The following is a 19,599-nucleotide window of genomic DNA, read 5'->3' on the forward strand; positions in this document are numbered from 1 at the left end:
CCGTAGGCTATAAAGAGCTCTTCGCCATGTTCGACGGCTCGATGGACCGGGCAACGGCGATTGCCCGCATTGCCAAAAACACCCGCGTATATGCGAAAAAACAGCTCCTCTGGCTCTCGAAAGACAGCAATGTCGTGCTTCTTGACCCCTCAGAACCACTGTGTCCGCAAGCGTTAAGATTTATTAAAGAAAATGATCAAGCCAAACTGAGCGATAATTTCTAAATTTGCACCAAATTTTCTCTTAAAATATTATCACTTCAACCAATGAAAGATCGCGAAAGCCTCAATCTATATTTTCAGGATGCAATCCGTGACAACTGGGATCTCCCCGCTCTGACCGACTTCGGCGGCGCAACTCTGACCTACAAAGACGTTGCCCGCAAGATCGCCAAACTTCACCTCCTCTATCAGGAAAGCGGCATCCGTCCAGGCGACAAGGTGGTGCTCTGCGCCAAAAACAGCTCTATGTGGTGCGTGGCTTTCATCGGTACTCTCACCTATGGCGCTGTCATCGTGCCTATCCTCGCCGATTTCAAAGCCGACAACATCCAGCACCTCATCAACCACAGCGATGCTAAAATCGCCATCATTGACGAATCAATCTGGGAAGACCTCAACCCCGACGGCATGCGCTCGCTGCTCGGCGCCATCTCGGTGCGCGATTTCTCGATGATACACAGCAATGACGAGAAACTCAGCCATGCCCGCGGACATCTCAACGAGCTTTTCGGCCGCCGCTACCCTGACCGCTTCACTCCTGAAGACGTTGTCTACCACGTGGACTCCAAAGAAGAACTCTGCCTGATCAGCTATACCTCCGGCTCCACCGGTTTCTCCAAAGGCGTGATGCTCCCCTACCGCAGCCTCTGGTCCAATGTCCGGTTCTGCATCGAGAACATCCCGACAGGCCCCGGCGACGGTGTGGTCTGCATGCTCCCTTTGGCCCACATGTATGGCCTGACCATCGACATGCTGCGCCCCTTCATCTGCGGCAACCACATCCACATCCTCACCCGCACCCCCTCACCGCGCATCATCATGGAAGCCTTCGCCAAGGTCCACCCGCGCTACATCGTAACCGTGCCCCTGATCATCGAGAAAATCATCCGCACCCGCGTATTCCCGATGCTCGAAAAACCGCTCATGAAACTCATGCTCATGGTGCCCTATGTCGATGAAAAACTCCTCGGCAAGATCAAAGACCGCCTGACCGAAACCTTCGGCGGCAACGTTCAGGAAATCATCATCGGCGGTGCCGGACTCAACCGCGACGTCGAAAAATTCCTGCGCCGCATCAACTTCCCCTACACCGTGGGCTACGGCATGACCGAATGCGGCCCGCTGATCTCCTACTCCCCCGCAAGCGTGAACCGCATGGCCTCCTGCGGCCAGATCGTTGACCGCGTCGAAGCCCGCATCGACTCCACTGACTGCGCCACAAAACCGGGCATCCTCTATGTCAAAGGCGAAAACGTCATGCTCGGATACTACAAGAACCCTGAAGCGACCGAAGCCTGCATGAGCGAAGACGGATGGCTCTCCACCGGCGACATCTGCAACCTCGACAACGACGGTTTCCTCTATATCCGCGGACGCGACAAGAACATGATCCTCGGCCCTTCAGGACAGAACATCTACCCCGAAGAGATCGAAGACAAGCTCAACAACCTCTCCTATGTGGCCGAATCGCTGATCATCGACGGCGGCGACGGACGTCTTGTGGCACTCATATACCCCGACATCGAAAGCCTCACATCCCAGGGCCTCGACAACGAGGGCATCATTGGCATCATGGACGAGAACATCAAGACACTCAACTCCAGTCTGCCAGCCTACTCCCAGATCCAGCGTTTCAAACTGATGAGCGAAGAGTTCGAAAAGACCCCCAAACGCTCCATCAAGCGCTATCTCTACCAGGCAAAATAAGATAGTTTTGAAAATACGCCACCCGCAAAGTCTGTTTGCGGGTGGCGCATAAATCATGATCGCCGACAGAGAGCATGCCGGAACCATGATTGCAGGTCGTGGCGCTCTCTGAAGCGTCTCAAACCGGCAATCAACACTCCGGAATGCGCTCGGCCACGGCCGGTTATGATTGTTTTTGCAACATACACCAACACATTGTAACCGAGGAAGAAACATGCAATGGATTTCTGATCTCTTTTTCAGCCACACAGCACTCCAGGCCGTCATCATCATCTCGATAATCATCGCCGTCGGTCTGGCTTTGGGCAAAATACGCGTATGGGGCATCTCCTTGGGTGTCACTTTCGTGTTTTTCGCCGGGATCCTCGCCGGCCACATCGGACTGTCCATTGACCCCGTCATCCTCCACTACACCGAAAACCTCGGTCTGGTGCTCTTTGTCTATGAACTCGGTCTGAAAGTCGGCCCCGGTTTCTTCAGCTCCTTCCGCAAAGGCGGCCTCGAACTCAACATGCTCGGCCTTGGTGTGATGCTCATAGGCACTCTCATGACCGTCCTCTGCACCCTCTGTCTCGGCGTCCCCATCGGAGAAGCCACAGGAATCCTCTGTGGCGCTACCACCAACACCCCTGCGCTCGGCGCCGCCCAGCAGGCCCTCGAACAGGTAGGACAGTCAGCCAGCGGCGCTGCCCTCAGCTGTGCCGTCACCTATCCGCTCGGTGTTGTCGGTGTGATCCTCGCCATCATCCTCCTCCGCAGCTTCCTGCGCAGATCAGGAGCACCGCTCACACCGCCTCAGACTGAACCTGACGGCACTTTCATCGCGGAATTCAAAATCTGCAACCCTGCCATCTACGGCATGAGCGTCCGCGACCTCTCCGCCGTCTCAAAAACCAAATTCGTCATCTCCCGTCTCTGGCGCGACCACAATGTGAGCCTCCCCGACTCAAGCACCGTACTCCTCAAAGACGACCATCTGCTGGTGATCACCACCCCTGAAGACGCTGTCAAACTCAAAGTCCTCTTCGGCAAACAGGAAGCCCGCGACTGGAACAAGAAAGACATTGACTGGAACTCGATAGACAACCAGCTCATCTCACGCCGCATCATTGTGAGCCGCCCTGCCATCAACGGCAAAAAACTCGGCTCGCTGCGCCTCCGCAACCAGTATCACATCAACATCAGCCGCATCAGCCGAAGCGGCCTCCATCTTCTCGCCACACCGGAGCTTGTCCTCCAGCTTGGCGACATACTCAACGTGGTCGGAAGCGCCGCCGACATCGAGAAAGTCGAGCAGATCCTCGGCAACACCGAAGTGAAACTCAAAGACCCCAACCTCGGTGCCATCTTCATCGGCATAGTCCTCGGCCTGGTCATCGGATCCATTCCCATCATGATCCCCGGCATCTCAACCCCGATAAAACTCGGTCTTGCAGGTGGTCCGATCATCGTCGGCATCCTCATAGGCCGCTTCGGACCACAGTTCCGGCTTGTCACCTACACCACCCGCAGCGCCAACCTCATGCTGCGCGGAATCGGACTCTCGCTCTACCTTGCCTGCCTCGGACTGGAAGCCGGTGCCCACTTCATTGATACCATCATGCGCCCAGAAGGCCTCGTCTGGATACTCCTCGGCTTCGTCATCACCCTTGTCCCCGTCCTGATCATGGGAGCCATAGCCATGAAATTCTGCCGCCTCGACTTCGGCCTCACCTGCGGAATGCTCTGCGGCAGCATGGCCAACCCGATGGCCCTCAACTACGCCAACGACATCATCCCAGGTGACTACGCAACTGTCAGCTACGCCACCGTCTACCCCCTCTCCATGTTCTGCCGCGTCATCATCGCCCAGCTCATCATCCTCTGCTTCATCTAAAAGATAATACAATAACATTTACGTCTTCAGCAACAGCATATCATAAATGCTGTTGCTGAAGACGCTTTTTTATCTCTATATTGCAAATTTTACTATAATCCCTAATCAGCAAACCGCATTATTGCCGATCAGCAGAACCGCCTGCTCTCATCCCCATAAGCCCCAATACTCCCAGTTCTCCCAAAGCTCCCACAAATCCAATTGCTCTCTCAGAAAGAGAAATGGAATGTGAATCTCAGGCCTTGCTTGCAGGCACCGGGATTGTCGCGGTAAGTTAGGCGCCAGGTGTAGTCCACGCGGAACACTTTCAGAAGATTGTCCAGTCCGACTCCGACCTCCATATAAGGAGTGTCAGACATCAGCTGCGTGTTGTTGATCGCCGGGAAACCATAAAGATCCGGATTGAGCCAGGGCTTGTTGCGGTCGCTCAGATGGCCCCACACGCCCTTGAACATGAACGCCTCGCGCAGCTTCAGTCGCTTTACAATCGGAATGTAGTTCAAGATCAGACCGTTGGCCCAGTAGGTCAGATCCCACTGTGCATAGGAATCATTGATGAACTCCATCGGGTTCATACACGAAAACAGGTCAGGCATGATCAGATACGAGAGATTGGCGCCGGGAATAAGCAGCCCAGGATATGGAGTGCGCGACCAGACATGGCCCCCCTTGAGAGTCAAGTCGACATAGCCGAAAGCCGAAAGCCATATACGCTTGAAAAACGATGCTTCGGTGACATTCAGGGCAAAGGGATTGCCCATGAAACCCTTCGGGGCATAGGTGTGTGACAAGGTCATCTCAGGAGCGTCGAAATTGATGCGTGTGCGTCCGGTTTTCAGCTGATAGAACTTCTCGCCGGGGGCATAGCGCAATTGCAGACGGAACGAATTGATCGTGTAATGCCTGAAATTCTCGCCATAGCCGTTGATGAAGGTCATATAGGGAGTGGAATACTGCCGCTCCTGCTGGATGCGCGCCTCAAGCGAGAAATGCTGTTCGGTTTCGAGGATATATTCCAGTTTGCTGACACGATGATAGGTCATCTGGCGGTCAGGAAGACGGCTCACCGAAAGGAAGAAGTTGTCAGCGTTGTGCACTGTCGAGATCTGGCCCAGACGGTTAAGGTCATAAAGCTGCGTAGCCCGAAGCGAGTGCATAGGGAATTCACGCGAATGATAGTCCTTGTCCCGGAACGAATACTCCAGCTCAGCCATATATTTCCACTTGTGGTCCCTGAAGCCATAGGCCCCGTAACCGCGGGCAAACCACCGGCGCGACAGATTGGCGGTGGTCATTCCTCCGGCTCTCAGACGCAGTCCTTCAACAGAGTTGTAAGACACCAGCGATGTCATCGGGCCTACATCGAAATATGACTTTTCAGCCGTAGGCACATAGCCGGACACCAGCAGCTTCACCACCTTCTCGGTCCAGTAGAAAACAGGCACCTGCCTCATCCTCTCCATCATCTTCTCCATCGAGTTTTCGCCCTGGGCTATCTCGATCTTGCGGTTATCCTTCCAAAAGTTCTTGTCGCGATATTCGGCACCTGGGGCATAGATCTGGGCAACTCCTCGTTTAAAGATCGAAGCGTCAGGCGCAGGTTCGAAATTATGGCTGTCATAGACCGTATGGCGCCGCCCGTACATACCGCCCGAACCGGGCAACACACCGGCTTCAAGGATCATGTCGTCCTTGGTTTTCAGACGCGATCCGTCAGGCGCTTTCTCATAATCCTGGCTGATGACAAGCTCATTGATGAAATTCAGATTTATGTCATGCGGCACCCGCAGTACAATCCGCTTTATGAACATGGTCGTATCTCCGACAGGCACATAGAAGCGACCGGTAAATCCCATCGTGCTCGGATTTCGCGGCACAAAAGTCAGCTCGACGCAACGCGTCGTATCGACAAACACCGTGTCCGTAAGATAAAACTTATAGAAATCAGGCGCAATGCGCGAAAGCGGTGACACAAAGCGGGTCTGCATCAGCACTATGTCGTTATCATAGACATCCACCTCACGCAACACATCCTCATAAAACGTCTGCATGCTCTGCTTGTCAAGCATCTCGTCGATACCCGACGAACGCAGTCCGGTGACATACTCCTTCTCCCCTTTCGGATCACGCCGATAATGGACCGACGACAGTTTCTCGCGCAGAGCCACATTCAGAATCGGCTTGCCCGACACCTCCGACGTGTCGATATATTCCTTTATGAAGGAAAACATCTTGTCGAATCCGCGCTTGGCCGAATCGTTGAACTGATAGTCGTTCAAAGCCAATGTGATACGCTCATACTTGTTGTAATTGTAATTGTCGTGACGCCTTGGGTCGTTAAGATCCTGAGTGTGGCGTATTTTCTCCATAAACGCCACAGCCGGATTGTTTTTCTTGGAATAATGTTCCTTTTTCGGCTTGGCGATCACCTCTCCGAGCAGCACTCCGGTCGACACGAGGTCGATGTCAACCTTGATATTGTCACCCTTCTTCCGCGCAGCCACAGACTTGGTCGTATAGCCCAGCGACGAACCCATCACACTGTCAAACGGCAGAGTCGTCACTATCGTATAGCAGCCGTTGTCATCCGTAAGCACCCCACGGTCAGTCCCTTTTAACAGCACAGAGGCGTATGGGATCGGCTCACGGGTCAGAGAATCGCGCACAACACCGCGTACCGTCACATTGCGTGCGGCAGAAGAGACAGGAATAAAAGCTATGCTTAGAAGTAGTATGATGACGCACGTCAGCGCGCGCAATTTGATCATAGGAAACTGTTGCAAAAAGTTACAATCTTTTTTAATTTTGCAAAATTAGTCATAAATGCGTAGATAATCGCTATCACGTCATTCCCTTTACACTCTTTTAACACTCTGTTCCGAAATAATGGCAAAAGAAATCGAACGCAAGTTTCTCGTTGACAACACAGACTTCATCTCAATGGCTGAATCATCCACTCGGATACGGCAGGCCTACATATCCGTAAATCCTGACGCGACAGTCCGCATCCGCATCCGTGATGACCGGGCTTTCCTGACGGTCAAAGGGCGCAATGACGGTGCCGTCCGCGACGAATGGGAATATCCCGTACCGGAAAGCGACGCAAGCGAAATGGCCATGAGACTCTGCGGCGGTTTCGCCATTGACAAGACACGCTACATTGTCGACTACCGAGGCTGGAAATGGGAAGTGGACCTCTTCCACGGACGCCACGAAGGACTCATCCTCGCCGAGATAGAGATGCCGTCAGCCGATTCCAATCCACCGCTCCCACCTTTCATCGGCCGCGAAGTCACGGGCGACCCCGCCTACTACAACTCCACTCTATCTCAGGTCTGACACTCTCGTCTGAGAAGAAATTTCAGCCGTTTTCAAAGATTAGACTCGTAATTTTTTGCTGAAAAAAGTGATGACATGGAAACTCATCGGCTTCTTTTTCGGAATCGTTTCAGTGACAATAATTTTACCGGGCTATCTTTTCAATCTGATATTATAACCGAATGAATCAACGAGAAAAAACCATCTTCAGAGTTACCTTTATCGGCTCGATGGTAAATGCTGTTCTTATTGTCCTGAAATTGGTTGCCGGTGTGTTGGGCAAAAGTTCTGCCCTCATAGCAGACGGCGTCCATTCTCTCACGGACTTCATCACTGATGTCATTGTCCTTATCTTCGTAAAATTGTCAGGTAAGCCGAAGGATAAGGTCCACAGCTATGGTCACGGCAAGTTTGAAACGCTTGCCACATTGATAATAGGCGTTTTCCTGACACTGGCCGGTATCGGGTTATTTATCAGCGGTGGCAAGAAAATCATATCGTGCTTTTATGGAGTTGTGCTCCCTGAACCGACATGGCTCGCATTTGCAGTTGCCTCTGCCTCCATCATTGTTAAGGAGATACTATACCGTTACACGGTAAAGGTGGGAACGGAGGTCAGATCTGACGCTACCATAGCCAATGCATGGCACCACCGCAGCGATGCCATCTCCTCATTGGGGACAATGATCGGTATTGGAGGTGCTATCATATTAGGTGACAGATGGCGCATTCTTGACCCCTTGGCGGCTGTACTCGTAAGCGTATTCATCATCAAGTCCGGTTATGATATTATCAGGCCTTCAATAAATGAGCTGCTTGAAGTAGCGCTACCTGAAAAGCAGTGCACCGAGATCTCAGAACTGATTAATTCTGTGAATGGCGTCAAGGGATTCCACAATTTGCGTACAAGAAAAATCGGGAATGCCATAGCAATCGACGTTCACGTAAAGATGGATGGCAAACTGCTTTTGGAGGAAGCTCATGACATAGCGACCCTGATTGAGAAAAAAATACGCGACCAATTCGGCAAAGAGAGTATCATAAATATTCACATGGAGCCTCAGAAACGTCCTCTTAGATGACCAATTCAAGAAGAAACTTGTAATCCTCCGGAGTTTCAGATGTTCTCAATCTCTTCCAACCCCTTCAGGTCGGCGATCAGGAAATTGCTGCCTGCTATCAGGATCATGTCGTCAGGTGAACTGACGGCGGAGGTTGCTGTCGCGAGGGCTTCATTGACGTCGGCGATCACGCTGCCTGTCAGACCGAACTGCGCGGCTTTTTCGGCAAGCGCATCAGCTTTCAGACCGCGCGGAACGGACGGCGCCGAGAAATAAAGCCGCTTTTCGCCCCCTATATCCGAAATCTTGCGCAGAATGGCCGAAATGTCCTTGTCATTGACAAATCCGACAATCAGATGCACCGTTCCGGCCTTTCTCGCCGACAATTGGGCCGCGATATACTCCCAGCCACCGATATTGTGACCCGTATCGCATACCGTCATTGGATCGCGGCGCAAAACCGTCCATCGGCCCATCAGGCCGGTGTCCTCGCAGACATGCGCGAAACCTTCTCTGACAGCTTCGGATGAAATCCGGAAACCACTCTCCGACAGCACGTCAAGCACAGTGAGAATCGTGGCCGCATTCCTGATCTGACAGTCTCCGGCAAGCGCGCCTCGGATCTCGCCATAGCGGGTAGCGGGATAGACCATCATTCCGCCATCATGGTGCCCCTCGATCTCTTCGGCATATCTCAACGGCGCTCCTACGGCCTCTGCACGGCGTTCAAACACAGGCATGCACTCGGCCTGACGCTCTCCGATGACAACCGGAACACCCTCTTTGATGATTCCGGCCTTCTCGAAGGCGATCTTTTCCAAAGTGTCTCCAAGAAATGCCGTATGGTCCGGAGAAATATTAGTGATGACACTGGCAACGGGCGTGATGATATTCGTGCTGTCAAGCCGTCCGCCAAGACCGGTCTCGATGACAGCCACATCTACTTTCTCACGGGCAAAATGCTCGAAAGCCATTGTAGAAGTAAGCTCGAAAAAGCTCGGACTCAGTTCTGACTTCCGCTCCTTCCACCGCTCGACGAAATCAACCACACGCTCATGAGGGATCTTCTGACCGTTGACCCTGATACGCTCACGGAAATCAAAAATGTGAGGCGAGGTGTAAAGTCCGGTCTTGTAGCCGGCTCTTGCAAGCACAGCGGCCAAAGTGTGGGCTGTCGACCCCTTGCCGTTGGTTCCGGCAATGTGGATGCAGGGATACTCACGGTGCGGATTCCCGAACATATCGTCAAGCGCTATCGACGTGCCCAGGCCCGGCTTATAGGCCGAAGCCCCCTCGCGTTGAAACACAGGTAGAGAATTAAACAGAAAATCAATGGCCTCCTGATAAGTCATGGCTGATATTGTGGTTAAACTATTACTTTAACTAAACTATTACTTTAAATATATAAATATACTGAGCGATCTGTCAATATATAATCCATCCGGCGACACCGGCGAGGCAGATGATCAGAATCGGATGGAATTTAAATTTGTAGACCATGAGGAAAGCCGCGACACAGATAATGATGCTCCAGACAACCTGCGCGGTCTCCTCGCCGAAATTAGCCCCGTTCATAAGCAGAAGCGCGGCAGAGGCGATCAGACCTACAACCACAGGGCGCAACCCGGCAAAAATCCCTTTTACCACGATACTGTCTCTGTGGCGCCGTATCAGATGGCTGGTATAGGCCACAAGAAGAAACGACGGAAGCACCACGACCAACGTGCAGATCAGCGAACCGATAATCCCGAACCAAGGCGATGAAAACGCCTGAGAGTATTCCGCAGGAGCCACATAGCCTATATAGGTCGCCGAGTTGATCCCGATCGGACCGGGAGTCATCTGCGAGATGGCCACGATGTCGGTGAACATCTGTTCCGAGATCCACCCCGGCCCTACGATCTCACGCTCGATCAGAGCCAGCATCGCATAACCGCCGCCAAATCCGAAAAGACCTATTTTCAGATAGGCCCAGATAAGTCTCAGATAGATCATAGCTTTTCATCCTCCTTTCTTACGGTCTTTTCCTCGCTCCGCAAAGCCTTTACATTGCGCGAGAGCCACAGCCAACCGAAAAAGCCGCCGGCAACTATATAAAGTATAGGGTTGGAAACCACCGGAAGTTTCGAGAAAATCAACAGCGCTACTCCGATCGGGATGATCGCCGTCTTCCACCCGATTTTGGCCGCTTTGGCCGAAGAGATGACGGGTGCGACGATCAGCGCCACGACAGCCGGACGGATCCCCTTGAAAATGGCCGACAGTGTCGGATTGTTCTTGATCAGGTCTGGCGTAAGGAAAATGGCAATGCAGAGGATGATCATGAATGAAGGCAGAATGCAACCGACAGCTGCGGCCAACGCACCTTTCATACCCCTGAGTTTGTCGCCGACCGCAACCGCGATGTTGACGGCAAGAATTCCCGGCAGAGACTGAGACACTGCTATGAGATCCAGAAACTCCTCTCGTTCTATCCAATGAAATTTGTCGACAACTTCCTTCTCTATAAGAGAAATCATCGCCCAGCCACCCCCGAAAGTAAAGGTGCCAATCTTGAAAAAAGACAGAAACAGCTGAAAACAGATACTATTCATTCCCAAAAAGTGTTAAACACAATTCCGATAACGGACCCCTTGATCCGTTTCGACCGACAAAATTACAAATTAATTCCCTAATTGAAGTCAAAAATCAACTTTTCAGGCATCTCTGTGTTCTATTAGTAAAGATTTATGGAAAATACACATAAACACACAAGGTTAAAACCAAAAATCATCTATTCTAAAAAAAACATACTTACTATTATGAACACTGCCCCTTTACAAGGAATCAAGGTGATTGACTTCACCGAAGTTCAGTCAGGTCCTTCATGTACTCAGATGCTCGCATGGCTTGGTGCTGATGTAATCAAAATCGAACGTCCGGGAGTCGGCGATGCAACCCGTAAAGAACTCCAGTTCAATCCGGATCTTCCAAGTTACTACTTCCTTCAGCTCAACTCAGATAAAAAATCAATCGCTCTTGACGCCAAGACCCCCGACGGCAAGGCCATCCTTACAAAACTGATTCAGGAAGCCGACATGTTCGTCGAAAACCTCCATCCGGGAGCTATGGACAAACTCGGTTTCAGCTGGGAAGAGGTCCACAAACTTAACCCCAAGTGTATCTACGGAACAATCAAGGGCTTCCCGGTATCCTCGAAATACAAAGACCTCAAGGCCTACGAACCGATCGCTCAGGTGACTGCCGCCGCGGCTTCCACCACCGGGTGGTATGAAGGCGAATACGACGTCCCGACCCAGAGCGGCGCGGCTCTCGGCGACTCCAACACCGGCATGCACCTGCTCATCGGCCTTCTCGCAGCTCTCCAGCAGCGCAACAAGACCGGCGAAGGCTGCTTCGTCTACCAGTCGATGCACAATGCCTGTCTCAACCTCTGCCGTATCAAGACACGTGACCAGCTGACCCTCGACAAGATCGGTTATCTTACCCAGTTCCCGCAGTACCCCGACGGCAAATTCGGCGACTGTGTGCCTCGTTCAGGCAACATCGAAGGCGGCGGTGTCCTCGGATGGACCTACAAATGTAAACCCGCCGGCGACCTCGATTCAGCTATCGACGCCAACAATTATGTCTACATCATCCTCCAGCGAGGCGAAAAGGAATTCAAGCTCGCCTGTCAGGGCTTCGGCTTTGAAGACTGGCTCACCAACCCGGATTTCGCCACTGCCGACGCCCGTGACAAACACAAGAATGAAATCTATCAGCGAATCGGTGCCTGGACTGCCGACAAGACCAAATTCGAGGTCACTGAAATCCTGTCGAAATACGGTGTGCCTGTCGGCCCTGTCCTCTCGACCAAGGAAGTCATGTCGGATCCGAGCCTCTATGACGGCAACACCCTTGTGAAGATCAACCAGGGCGGCGAGATCGGCGAATTCGTCACCGTAGGCTGTCCGTTCACCATGAGCAACTTCCAGCCGACTTATGGTCCCTGCCCCTCGCTCGGCGGAAACACCGACGAAGTGCTCAAAGGCCTCGGCTACACCGATGACCAGATAGCATCCTTCGCCAAGAACGGCACAACCGCTCCTCTGCCAGAAAAGCAATAACCGCCATCACGCTATCGGCAAAAATTCAAAAGAGGGGACAATTACCGATTGTCTTGTAGAAGCAAGTCCAATTGCTAATTGTCCCCTCTTTCCGTTTTGCAACCGACTTTATCTGCAACCAACTTCAAAATCTGTTTTTATATGGCTACTACAACAACAAACAATACTCCCGCTGCTCCCTGTGGATGCCAGCCGAAAGCCGCGCCCCACTATCCGGAACAGGTGACGGGTATGTACATACTCGCCAGAGCGCTTAAAAATGTCGGCATTGAAAACGTCTACGGTCTTGTCGGCATTCCAATCACCGAGGCCGCCTATCTCGTCCAGGGACAGGGCATCCGCTTTGTCGGCTTCCGCCACGAACAGCAGGCAGGCATGGCCGCCGCTACCGAAGGATTCCTGACCAAAAAGCCCGGAGTCCTGATGACTGTGTCGTCACTCGGCTTCATGAACGGTCTGACAGCCACGGCCAACGCCACTGTCAACTGCTACCCGATGATCCAGATTTCAGGCGCTTCCGATCCGACTATGGTCGACATGAACATGGGTACCTACGAACAGCTCGACCAGTTCAACACCGCCAAACCGCTTGTCAAGGCCGCATTCCGGTGCAGCCACGCCAAAGACATCCCCGCTGCCGTCAGCCGTGCCTACCGTGCAGCCGTGTCAGGCCGTCCGGGCGGTGTCTACATCGACATGACCACTCCGGCTCTCGGCGAGGTGATGGACCGCGAGGAGGCTGAAAAGCTCTTCTACCAGTCAGTCGACCTCTATTCGCCTGTGGCTCCCAATGCCGCAGCCGTTGACCGTGCGGTCGAGATTCTGACATCAGCCAAACGCCCGGCCATACTTCTCGGCAAAGGCGCGGCCTACGCCCAGGTCGATGAAAAGATCAAGACACTCATCGAGAAATACAACATCCCCTATCTGCCGATGTCAATGGCCAAGGGACTGATGCCCGACGCAGGACCTCTGAGCGCCCTGTCATGCCGTTCGACAATCATGGAAAAGGCCGACGTTGTCCTCGTGATCGGTGCCCGCCTCAACTGGATGCTCTCATTCGGCCGCGGCAAATGGAATCCCGACATGAAGTTCATCCAGCTCGATGTCGATCCCGAAGAGATGGATGTCAACGTCCCGATCGCCGCTCCCGTCGTGGGCGACATGGGCCTTGCGCTCGACGCCATTCTCGCAAAAATGGACGGCGCGAAGATGACGGCTGATCCCGAATGGATCACCTCGCTTCAGGCCGAAGCCAAAGAGAAAAACGCCAAGTTCGCCGCGCGACTCGAATCCACCAAGAGCCTGATGCCTATGCACCACTGGACAGCCCTCGGAGTGATCAAGCCCATCATCGAGGCCAATCCGGACATCATCCTGGTCAACGAAGGCGCCAACACGCTTGACGACACCCGCGACGCGATAGACATGTCGCTTCCGCGCCATCGTGTCGACTGCGCCACATGGGCCATCATGGGCATGGGCATGGGTTCGACCGTAGGCGCCGCCGTCGCCACAGGCAAGTCAGTCGTGGCCATCGAGGGTGACTCCGCATTCGGCTTCTCAGGCATGGATTTCTCGACCGCCTGCCGCTTCGGACTCCCTGTCACAGTGGTCATTTTCAACAACGGAGGCATCTACAACGGCATCGGAGTCCCGATGGACAAGACATCCGACCCCGCTCCTACCACTCTTGACATCCATGCCCGTTACGACAAACTCGGAGAGGCTTTCGGCGCTCAGACCTACTACGTCCAGACCCCCGACGAACTTCAGAAAGCGCTGACTGAAAGCATCGCCAGCAAGAAACCCTGTCTGATCGACGTGCAGCTCGCCGCCGACTCCGGCAAGGAATCCGGCCACATCGGCTATCTGAACCCCGCTCCCCTTCAGGACATCACTGTTTAAAAACTTTTGACAGACTCAGACCCTCCGGGCAGGATTTCCGCCTGATGCGGAATCCATCCGGACGGTTTCTGATATTTTCCACTGATCACCTCAACTTCCAAACAACTATTTATGGAACACATTATTCTCTATGCCATAGTCCCTATCATCGTAGTGATGCTGGCCGGCTATATTTCAGGAAAGAAGGGGATATTCTCCGGCGAAGATGCCAAGAAGTTCAACAAGGTTGTGCTTGACTACGCCCTCCCCGCAGCCCTTTTCGTTTCCATCGTCCAGGCGACGCGCGAAATGCTCGCCCATGACCTGAAACTGTCGCTCATCTCGCTCATAGGCATCATGCTTTGCTTCATGATCGTCTACTTCGTCTTCCTGATGTTCAAGAAAAACACCGGGGCCGATGCAGCGGTGTCAGCGCTTATCAGCGGTTCGCCGACAATCGGCTTCCTCGGATTTGCGGTTCTTGAGCCTATCTTCGGCACAACCCCGACCGTGGCTCTCGTGGTCGCAATCGTCGGCATCGTGGTGAACGCCGTCGGCATTCCTGTCGGTCTTTCGCTGCTGAACGCCTCTCTCGAAAAGCAGAATCCCGGTTCGGCGAAAAACAAGAGCGCATGGGCTCCTGTGATCCATGCCCTCGAACAGCCTGTGGCCTGGGCTCCGATCCTCGCGGTCGTGTGGGTGCTTGTCGGAATTCCCTGGCCTGACTGGGCAAGCCCGTCATTCACTCTGATCAAGGGCGCCAACGCCTCAATGGCCGTCTTCTCAGCCGGTATCACCCTCTCGGCCATCAAGATCTCCATCAACTGGCAGGTCATCCTCGGCTCGATCCTCAAGATGGTCATGATGCCCGCCGTGCTGCTGATCATGGGTCTCATCTTCCACATGGACCCGCTTAACCTCAAGATGCTCGTTGTGGCCGGCGCTCTGCCTCCTGCATTCTCAGGCATCATCATCGCCGACGAGTATGACACTTATGTGGCCGAAGGCACCTCGTCGCTGACCCTTTCAGTGATCCTCTTCATCGGTTTCTGTCCTCTCTGGTTGTGGATCACGGATCTCTGCATCGCCGGTACATTCTGATAAACTGCCGGATGTCAAAAAACCTCTCAGGGCATAAGCGCCTGACCGCGCTTATGCCCGCTATTTTATACACCCTACACCAATTAGAGGCTGTATCACTTGATTTGAGGGTGTATCACTTGATTCCAACGAAATCCGCTCAGATTTCAACTCCCGTTTCCAAAAAACATCCTTTTACAGATGAAAAAGCAGATTCTCGACGGTTGCACAGCGGCCGCCCACGTGGCTTTCGCCCTCAGCGACGTGGCCACAGTCTATCCGATCACACCTATCGCCGCTATGGGCGACATAGCCCAGAAATGGGGATTGCAGGGACGCCGCAATCTGATGGGCCAGGCTCTGGAAGTCCGTGAGATGGAAAGCGAGCTTGGTGCGGCGGGCGCTGTCCACGGCGCCGCGGCTGCCGGTGCACTGGCCACTACGTTCACCGCCTCGCAGGGCCTGATGCTGATGATTCCGAACATGTACAAGATCTCCGGCGAGCTGCTTCCTGTCGTTTTCCATGTCGGCTGCCGCTCCCTGGCAACCCACGCGCTTTCAATCTTCGGCGACCATCAGGATGTGATGGCCTGCCGTGCCACGGGCTTCACCATGCTCGCATCAGCCTCCGTGCAGGAGACGATGGACCTTGGACTTGTGGCCCATCTGGCCGCAATCGAAGGCTCGCTTCCGGTGCTCCACTTCTTTGACGGATGGCGCACATCGTCGGAAATGGATACGATCGACGTGATCGACTACGAGTCGATGCGCCCGCTGGTCAACTGGGACAAGGTCAGACTCTTCCGCGACCACGCGATGAATCCCGAACACCCCGACCTGCGTGGATCGGCCCAGAATCCGGATGTCTATTTCCAGAACCGTGAAGCCGCCAACAAGTATTATGACGCCTTCCCCGGAATAGTCCAGGAGGCGATGGACAAGGTCGGTTCGCTGACCGGACGGCAATATCACCTCGTGGACTATCACGGTGATCCCGAAGCTGACAGGGTCATTGTCGTGATGGGATCCGCCGCCGATGTGGTCAGCGAGACCGCCGACTATCTCAACCGCGGGAGCGGCTACAAGACCGGGGTGGTGAAAGTCCGCCTCTACCGCCCCTTCCCTTACGAGGCTCTGCGGAAAGCGCTTCCGCCGACAGTGCGCACAGTGGCTGTCCTTGACCGCACCAAGGAACCCGGCGCACAGCATGAGCCTCTCTGCGAGGATGTGATCACAGCCCTCCGCGGCTGCGACGCTTTCAGCGGTCTCAGAATCATCGGCGGACGCTACGGCCTGTCGAGCAAAGAGTTCGACCCATCGATGGTCAAGGCCGTTTTCGATGAAATGGCCAAAGAAAGCCCGCGGAATCCGTTTACAATCGGCATCACCGACGATGTCACTCATCTTTCAATCCCCGTCACTGAAAAGATCGAGACGAATGTGGCATCCGCCTCCTATCAGACCATTTTCTATGCCATCGGCAATGACGGAACTGTCGGAGGCACAAAGCAGGTTGCGGGCATATTCGGAAACACACCCGGACTCTACGCCCAGGCCTATTTCAGCTACTCGGCCAAGAAGTCAGGAGGCTATACGATCTCCCAGCTTCGTGTCGGCAAAGCGCCGGTGACATCGGCCTATGCGATTGACGGGGCGGACTATGTCGGCTGTCACAAGACCTCATACGTCAACCGTTTCGCTATGCTTGACAAGATCAAGGACGGGGGCGTTTTCGTGCTGAACTCTCCCTGGACTCCCGGACAGATGTCCGAAAAACTCCCGCTTGAGATGCGGAAGACTATCGCGGATAAAAAACTGCGCTTCTACAATATCGACGCCGACCGTATAGCCGCGGCCTGCGGTCTGGGACCACGTATCAATATGGTGATGGAGACCGTCTTCCTCTATCTGAGCGGGATCATTCCTTTTGAGGAAGGAGTCGCCGCGCTGAAAGAGGGTCTGGCTGAGAGCTACCGCCACGAAGGGGGCGACGTTGTGAGCCGCAATCTCAAGGCCGTCGACATGGCCGTCGGCGCTCTCCGCGAGATCAGCTATCAGGAAATCCCGGACTGGACCGAGGCCGGGCCTGCCCCCACCTGCCGCAAAGAGACCTTCGCGGACAGCCGTCTGGAGTCATTCATAAAGGACATCCACACCCCCTGCATCAAGGGGCGCGGAGATCTTATACCCGTGTCGGCCTTTTCGCCTGACGGCAAAATGCCGATGGGGACCACGGCCTACGAACACCGCCGCATTGCCACACGCGTGCCGGTCTGGAATGCCGACAAGTGCGTGGAATGTACCGAATGCTCACTCGTGTGCCCCCACGCAGCAATCCGTCCCTTCCTTCTCTCGCCCGACGAAGCCTCCAAAGCGCCTGAGGGATTCGCCCTCAAAGACGCCACAGGTCCGGAACTCCTGAAAGGCTACAAATTCCATATCCAAAACTTCCCGGAGGACTGCCTGGGCTGCTCTTCATGCTCGATCATCTGTCCGGGACATGCGCTGACGATGACTCCGCTTGAAGATGTGGTCAGCCGCGAGGTCCCGATGGCCGAATGGGTCATGACAAACGTGACCGTCAAAGACCGGATTCTTCCGGCAGAGACTATCAAAGGCTCACAGTTGCGCCAACCGTGCCTGCAATTCTCAGGAGCCTGTGCGGGATGCGGAGAGACACCATACGTCAAACTGCTCACACAGCTTTTCGGCGAGCGCCTTCTGATCGCCAACGCCACAGGATGCAGCTCGATCTGGGGTGCAAACTATCCCTCGAACGCCTACTGCACCGATCAGCGCGGCAAAGGTCCGGCCTGGGGCAACTCTCTGTTCGAGGACAACGGCGAGTATGGCTACGGAATGCTTGTAGCCGTCGAGCAGCGCCGCAAGCGTGTGGCCGCACAGGTCAGAGCGCTTCTTCAGAGCGAAAGCACCCTCCCCTGGCTTCGCGGGCCTCTCGAAGCGTGGCTGTCGGCCAAAGACGACTATGAACTGTCGGCCCGGACCGGAGAAGAGCTGAAATCAATGCTCGAAGAGGCCAAAAACCTCGATCCCGCCTATGCCGATCTGCTGAAAGAAGCTGATATGTTCGGGCGTAAATCGGTGTGGAGCATCGGCGGCGACGGATGGGCCTATGACATCGGTTTTGCAGGTCTTGACCATGTCCTTGCCTCCGGCGAGCCTGTCAAAGTGCTGGTCATGGACACGGAATGTTACTCAAACACCGGCGGACAGACCTCAAAGGCCACTCCGCGCAGCGCTGTCGCAAAATATAATCCCGACGGCAAACGGGTGGCGAAAAAGGAACTCGGACGCATGATGATGACCTACGGTAATGTCTATGTGGCCTCTGTCTCCTTAGGTGCGAACTTCCAGCAGACAATCGACGCACTCTCCGAGGCCGAACGCTATCCCGGACCGGCAATAGTCATAGCTTACTGCCCCTGCCTCAACCACGGCATACGCCCCGGACTCGGCCACTCGATCGTCGAGCAGCGACGCGCTGTCGAAGCCGGTTACTGGCCTCTCTACCGCTATAATCCTCAGGCATGGGCCGATGGAAGGAGCGGACTGACGATCGACCCGCTTGTTCCTGGCAAGGACAACAGCGGCAGCAACGGCTCGTCGCCTCTGACCGCCTCGCCCACCTATCCCAATCCGGAACCGGTCAGAACCGTCGAGGAGTTCGCCATGAATGAAGACCGCTATGCCGACCTCACGATGATCGACCCGACTCAGGCGGCCATCCTCCGGCCCGAACTTCAGCGCGACTGCAACCGTAATATGGAAGCGCTGAAATATCTGTCGAAAAAGCCATCGTAGGTAACCGAGTCAATTACACCATACAATCAACAGCCGGAAAGACAAGCAAAACCATACGGCGCTATATAACAATAGTTTTGACGTTGATTTTGAAGCCGAGGGAGAGAGTGTGTTGCCGTGACACTTTCTCCCTCATTTTTTGCCTTGCCGCTGCATTGTCCGCGAAGCCCCGCTGCGCTGACGGCGGCGGTTTTCGCGCTCCTGACGCCGACGCTGACGGCGGTTCATGAGTATGGCGGGCGTCTCCTCAGGCTCCTCCTCTTTGAACAGGTCGTCGACAGAGGGCATGGCAACCCCAAGCAGTTCTGCCATGCGGGCCATACGCTCCATGTCAAAGCCGCTTTCTCCGGCCTTTTCGATCTTTTCAGGCTTTTCTGCATTCTGCTTTCCACGGCGACGGCGGCGGGCGGCGGCAGAACGGGCCATCGCCTTGTCCAACTCTGTTTTCAGCAACGCGAACATCAGCCTGACAGCCTGATCAGATGTCTCATCCGGCAAAATTCCCTCAAGAAGATAGG

13 protein-coding genes and 2 pseudogenes are annotated in these 19,599 nt (G+C 54.3%); 10 read left to right on the forward strand and 5 right to left on the reverse strand.

Going from position 1 to position 19,599, the window contains the following annotated elements:
• From K2H17_RS04120 to K2H17_RS04130, 3 genes and pseudogenes are all read left to right on the forward strand, one after another.
• Positions 1–224: pseudogene (locus tag K2H17_RS04120) on the forward strand (hypothetical protein); the annotation flags it as partial.
• A gap of 42 nt (positions 225–266) precedes the next feature.
• Complete coding sequence (locus K2H17_RS04125) at positions 267–1,928, forward strand: AMP-binding protein (protein WP_300131744.1); 1,662 nt, start codon at positions 267–269, stop codon at positions 1,926–1,928.
• A 214-nt stretch (positions 1,929–2,142) separates the two neighbouring features.
• A complete protein-coding gene (locus K2H17_RS04130) occupies positions 2,143–3,804 on the forward strand; it encodes a putative transporter (protein WP_300131747.1) in 1,662 nt (553 codons plus the stop codon).
• A gap of 209 nt (positions 3,805–4,013) precedes the next feature.
• Here the strand turns inward: K2H17_RS04130 and K2H17_RS04135 are convergent, their stop codons facing one another.
• Positions 4,014–6,572: a DUF5686 and carboxypeptidase-like regulatory domain-containing protein gene (locus K2H17_RS04135; RefSeq protein ID WP_300131750.1), complete on the reverse strand. Its 2,559-nt coding sequence runs from the start codon at positions 6,570–6,572 to the stop codon at positions 4,014–4,016.
• A gap of 118 nt (positions 6,573–6,690) precedes the next feature.
• Between K2H17_RS04135 and K2H17_RS04140 the strand changes: the two genes are divergently transcribed.
• The 3 genes and pseudogenes from K2H17_RS04140 to K2H17_RS04150 all read left to right on the forward strand — a co-directional run bounded on the left by K2H17_RS04140 (position 6,691) and on the right by K2H17_RS04150 (position 8,204).
• Positions 6,691–7,143: a CYTH domain-containing protein gene (locus tag K2H17_RS04140; protein WP_300131753.1), complete on the forward strand. Its 453-nt coding sequence runs from the start codon at positions 6,691–6,693 to the stop codon at positions 7,141–7,143.
• Between the two features lie 55 nt (positions 7,144–7,198).
• Positions 7,199–7,300 (forward strand): annotated as a pseudogene (locus K2H17_RS04145) (permease); the annotation flags it as partial.
• 4 nt (positions 7,301–7,304) lie between these two features.
• Positions 7,305–8,204, forward strand: a complete 900-nt coding sequence (locus K2H17_RS04150) for a cation diffusion facilitator family transporter (protein ID WP_300131756.1) — start codon at positions 7,305–7,307, stop codon at positions 8,202–8,204.
• A 35-nt stretch (positions 8,205–8,239) separates the two neighbouring features.
• Here the strand turns inward: K2H17_RS04150 and K2H17_RS04155 are convergent, their stop codons facing one another.
• From K2H17_RS04155 to K2H17_RS04165, 3 genes are all read right to left on the reverse strand, one after another.
• Positions 8,240–9,535 carry a folylpolyglutamate synthase/dihydrofolate synthase family protein gene (locus K2H17_RS04155; protein ID WP_300131759.1) on the reverse strand — a complete coding sequence of 432 codons (1,296 nt, stop codon included), beginning with the start codon at positions 9,533–9,535 and terminating at the stop codon, positions 8,240–8,242.
• A gap of 73 nt (positions 9,536–9,608) precedes the next feature.
• Positions 9,609–10,178, reverse strand: a complete 570-nt coding sequence (locus K2H17_RS04160) for a chromate transporter (RefSeq protein ID WP_300131762.1) — start codon at positions 10,176–10,178, stop codon at positions 9,609–9,611.
• On the reverse strand, positions 10,175–10,777 hold the full coding sequence (locus K2H17_RS04165; protein ID WP_300131765.1) for a chromate transporter: 603 nt from the start codon (positions 10,775–10,777) through the stop codon (positions 10,175–10,177). The genes K2H17_RS04160 and K2H17_RS04165 overlap by 4 nt, the downstream gene beginning before the upstream one ends.
• A 207-nt stretch (positions 10,778–10,984) precedes the next feature.
• On the opposite strand from K2H17_RS04165, the gene frc reads away from it, so the two are divergent.
• The 4 genes from frc (at position 10,985) to nifJ (ending at position 19,081) form a co-directional block, all read left to right on the forward strand.
• Positions 10,985–12,292 (forward strand): formyl-CoA transferase, encoded by a 1,308-nt coding sequence (gene frc / locus K2H17_RS04170; RefSeq protein WP_300131768.1) that lies wholly within the window; start codon positions 10,985–10,987, stop codon positions 12,290–12,292.
• A gap of 141 nt (positions 12,293–12,433) precedes the next feature.
• Complete coding sequence (gene oxc / locus K2H17_RS04175; protein ID WP_300131771.1) at positions 12,434–14,200, forward strand: oxalyl-CoA decarboxylase; 1,767 nt, start codon at positions 12,434–12,436, stop codon at positions 14,198–14,200.
• A gap of 111 nt (positions 14,201–14,311) precedes the next feature.
• Positions 14,312–15,280 carry an AEC family transporter gene (locus K2H17_RS04180; protein ID WP_300131775.1) on the forward strand — a complete coding sequence of 323 codons (969 nt, stop codon included), beginning with the start codon at positions 14,312–14,314 and terminating at the stop codon, positions 15,278–15,280.
• A gap of 180 nt (positions 15,281–15,460) precedes the next feature.
• A complete protein-coding gene (gene nifJ, locus K2H17_RS04185) occupies positions 15,461–19,081 on the forward strand; it encodes a pyruvate:ferredoxin (flavodoxin) oxidoreductase (RefSeq protein ID WP_300131778.1) in 3,621 nt (1,206 codons plus the stop codon).
• A gap of 132 nt (positions 19,082–19,213) precedes the next feature.
• Here the strand turns inward: nifJ and K2H17_RS04190 are convergent.
• On the reverse strand, positions 19,214–19,599 hold a 386-nt coding region (locus K2H17_RS04190; RefSeq protein WP_300131780.1), incomplete at its 5' end, for a hypothetical protein.

Origin of the sequence: Duncaniella sp., assembly GCF_029054785.1 — a bacterium.
Classification (GTDB): Bacteria; Bacteroidota; Bacteroidia; order Bacteroidales; family Muribaculaceae; genus Duncaniella.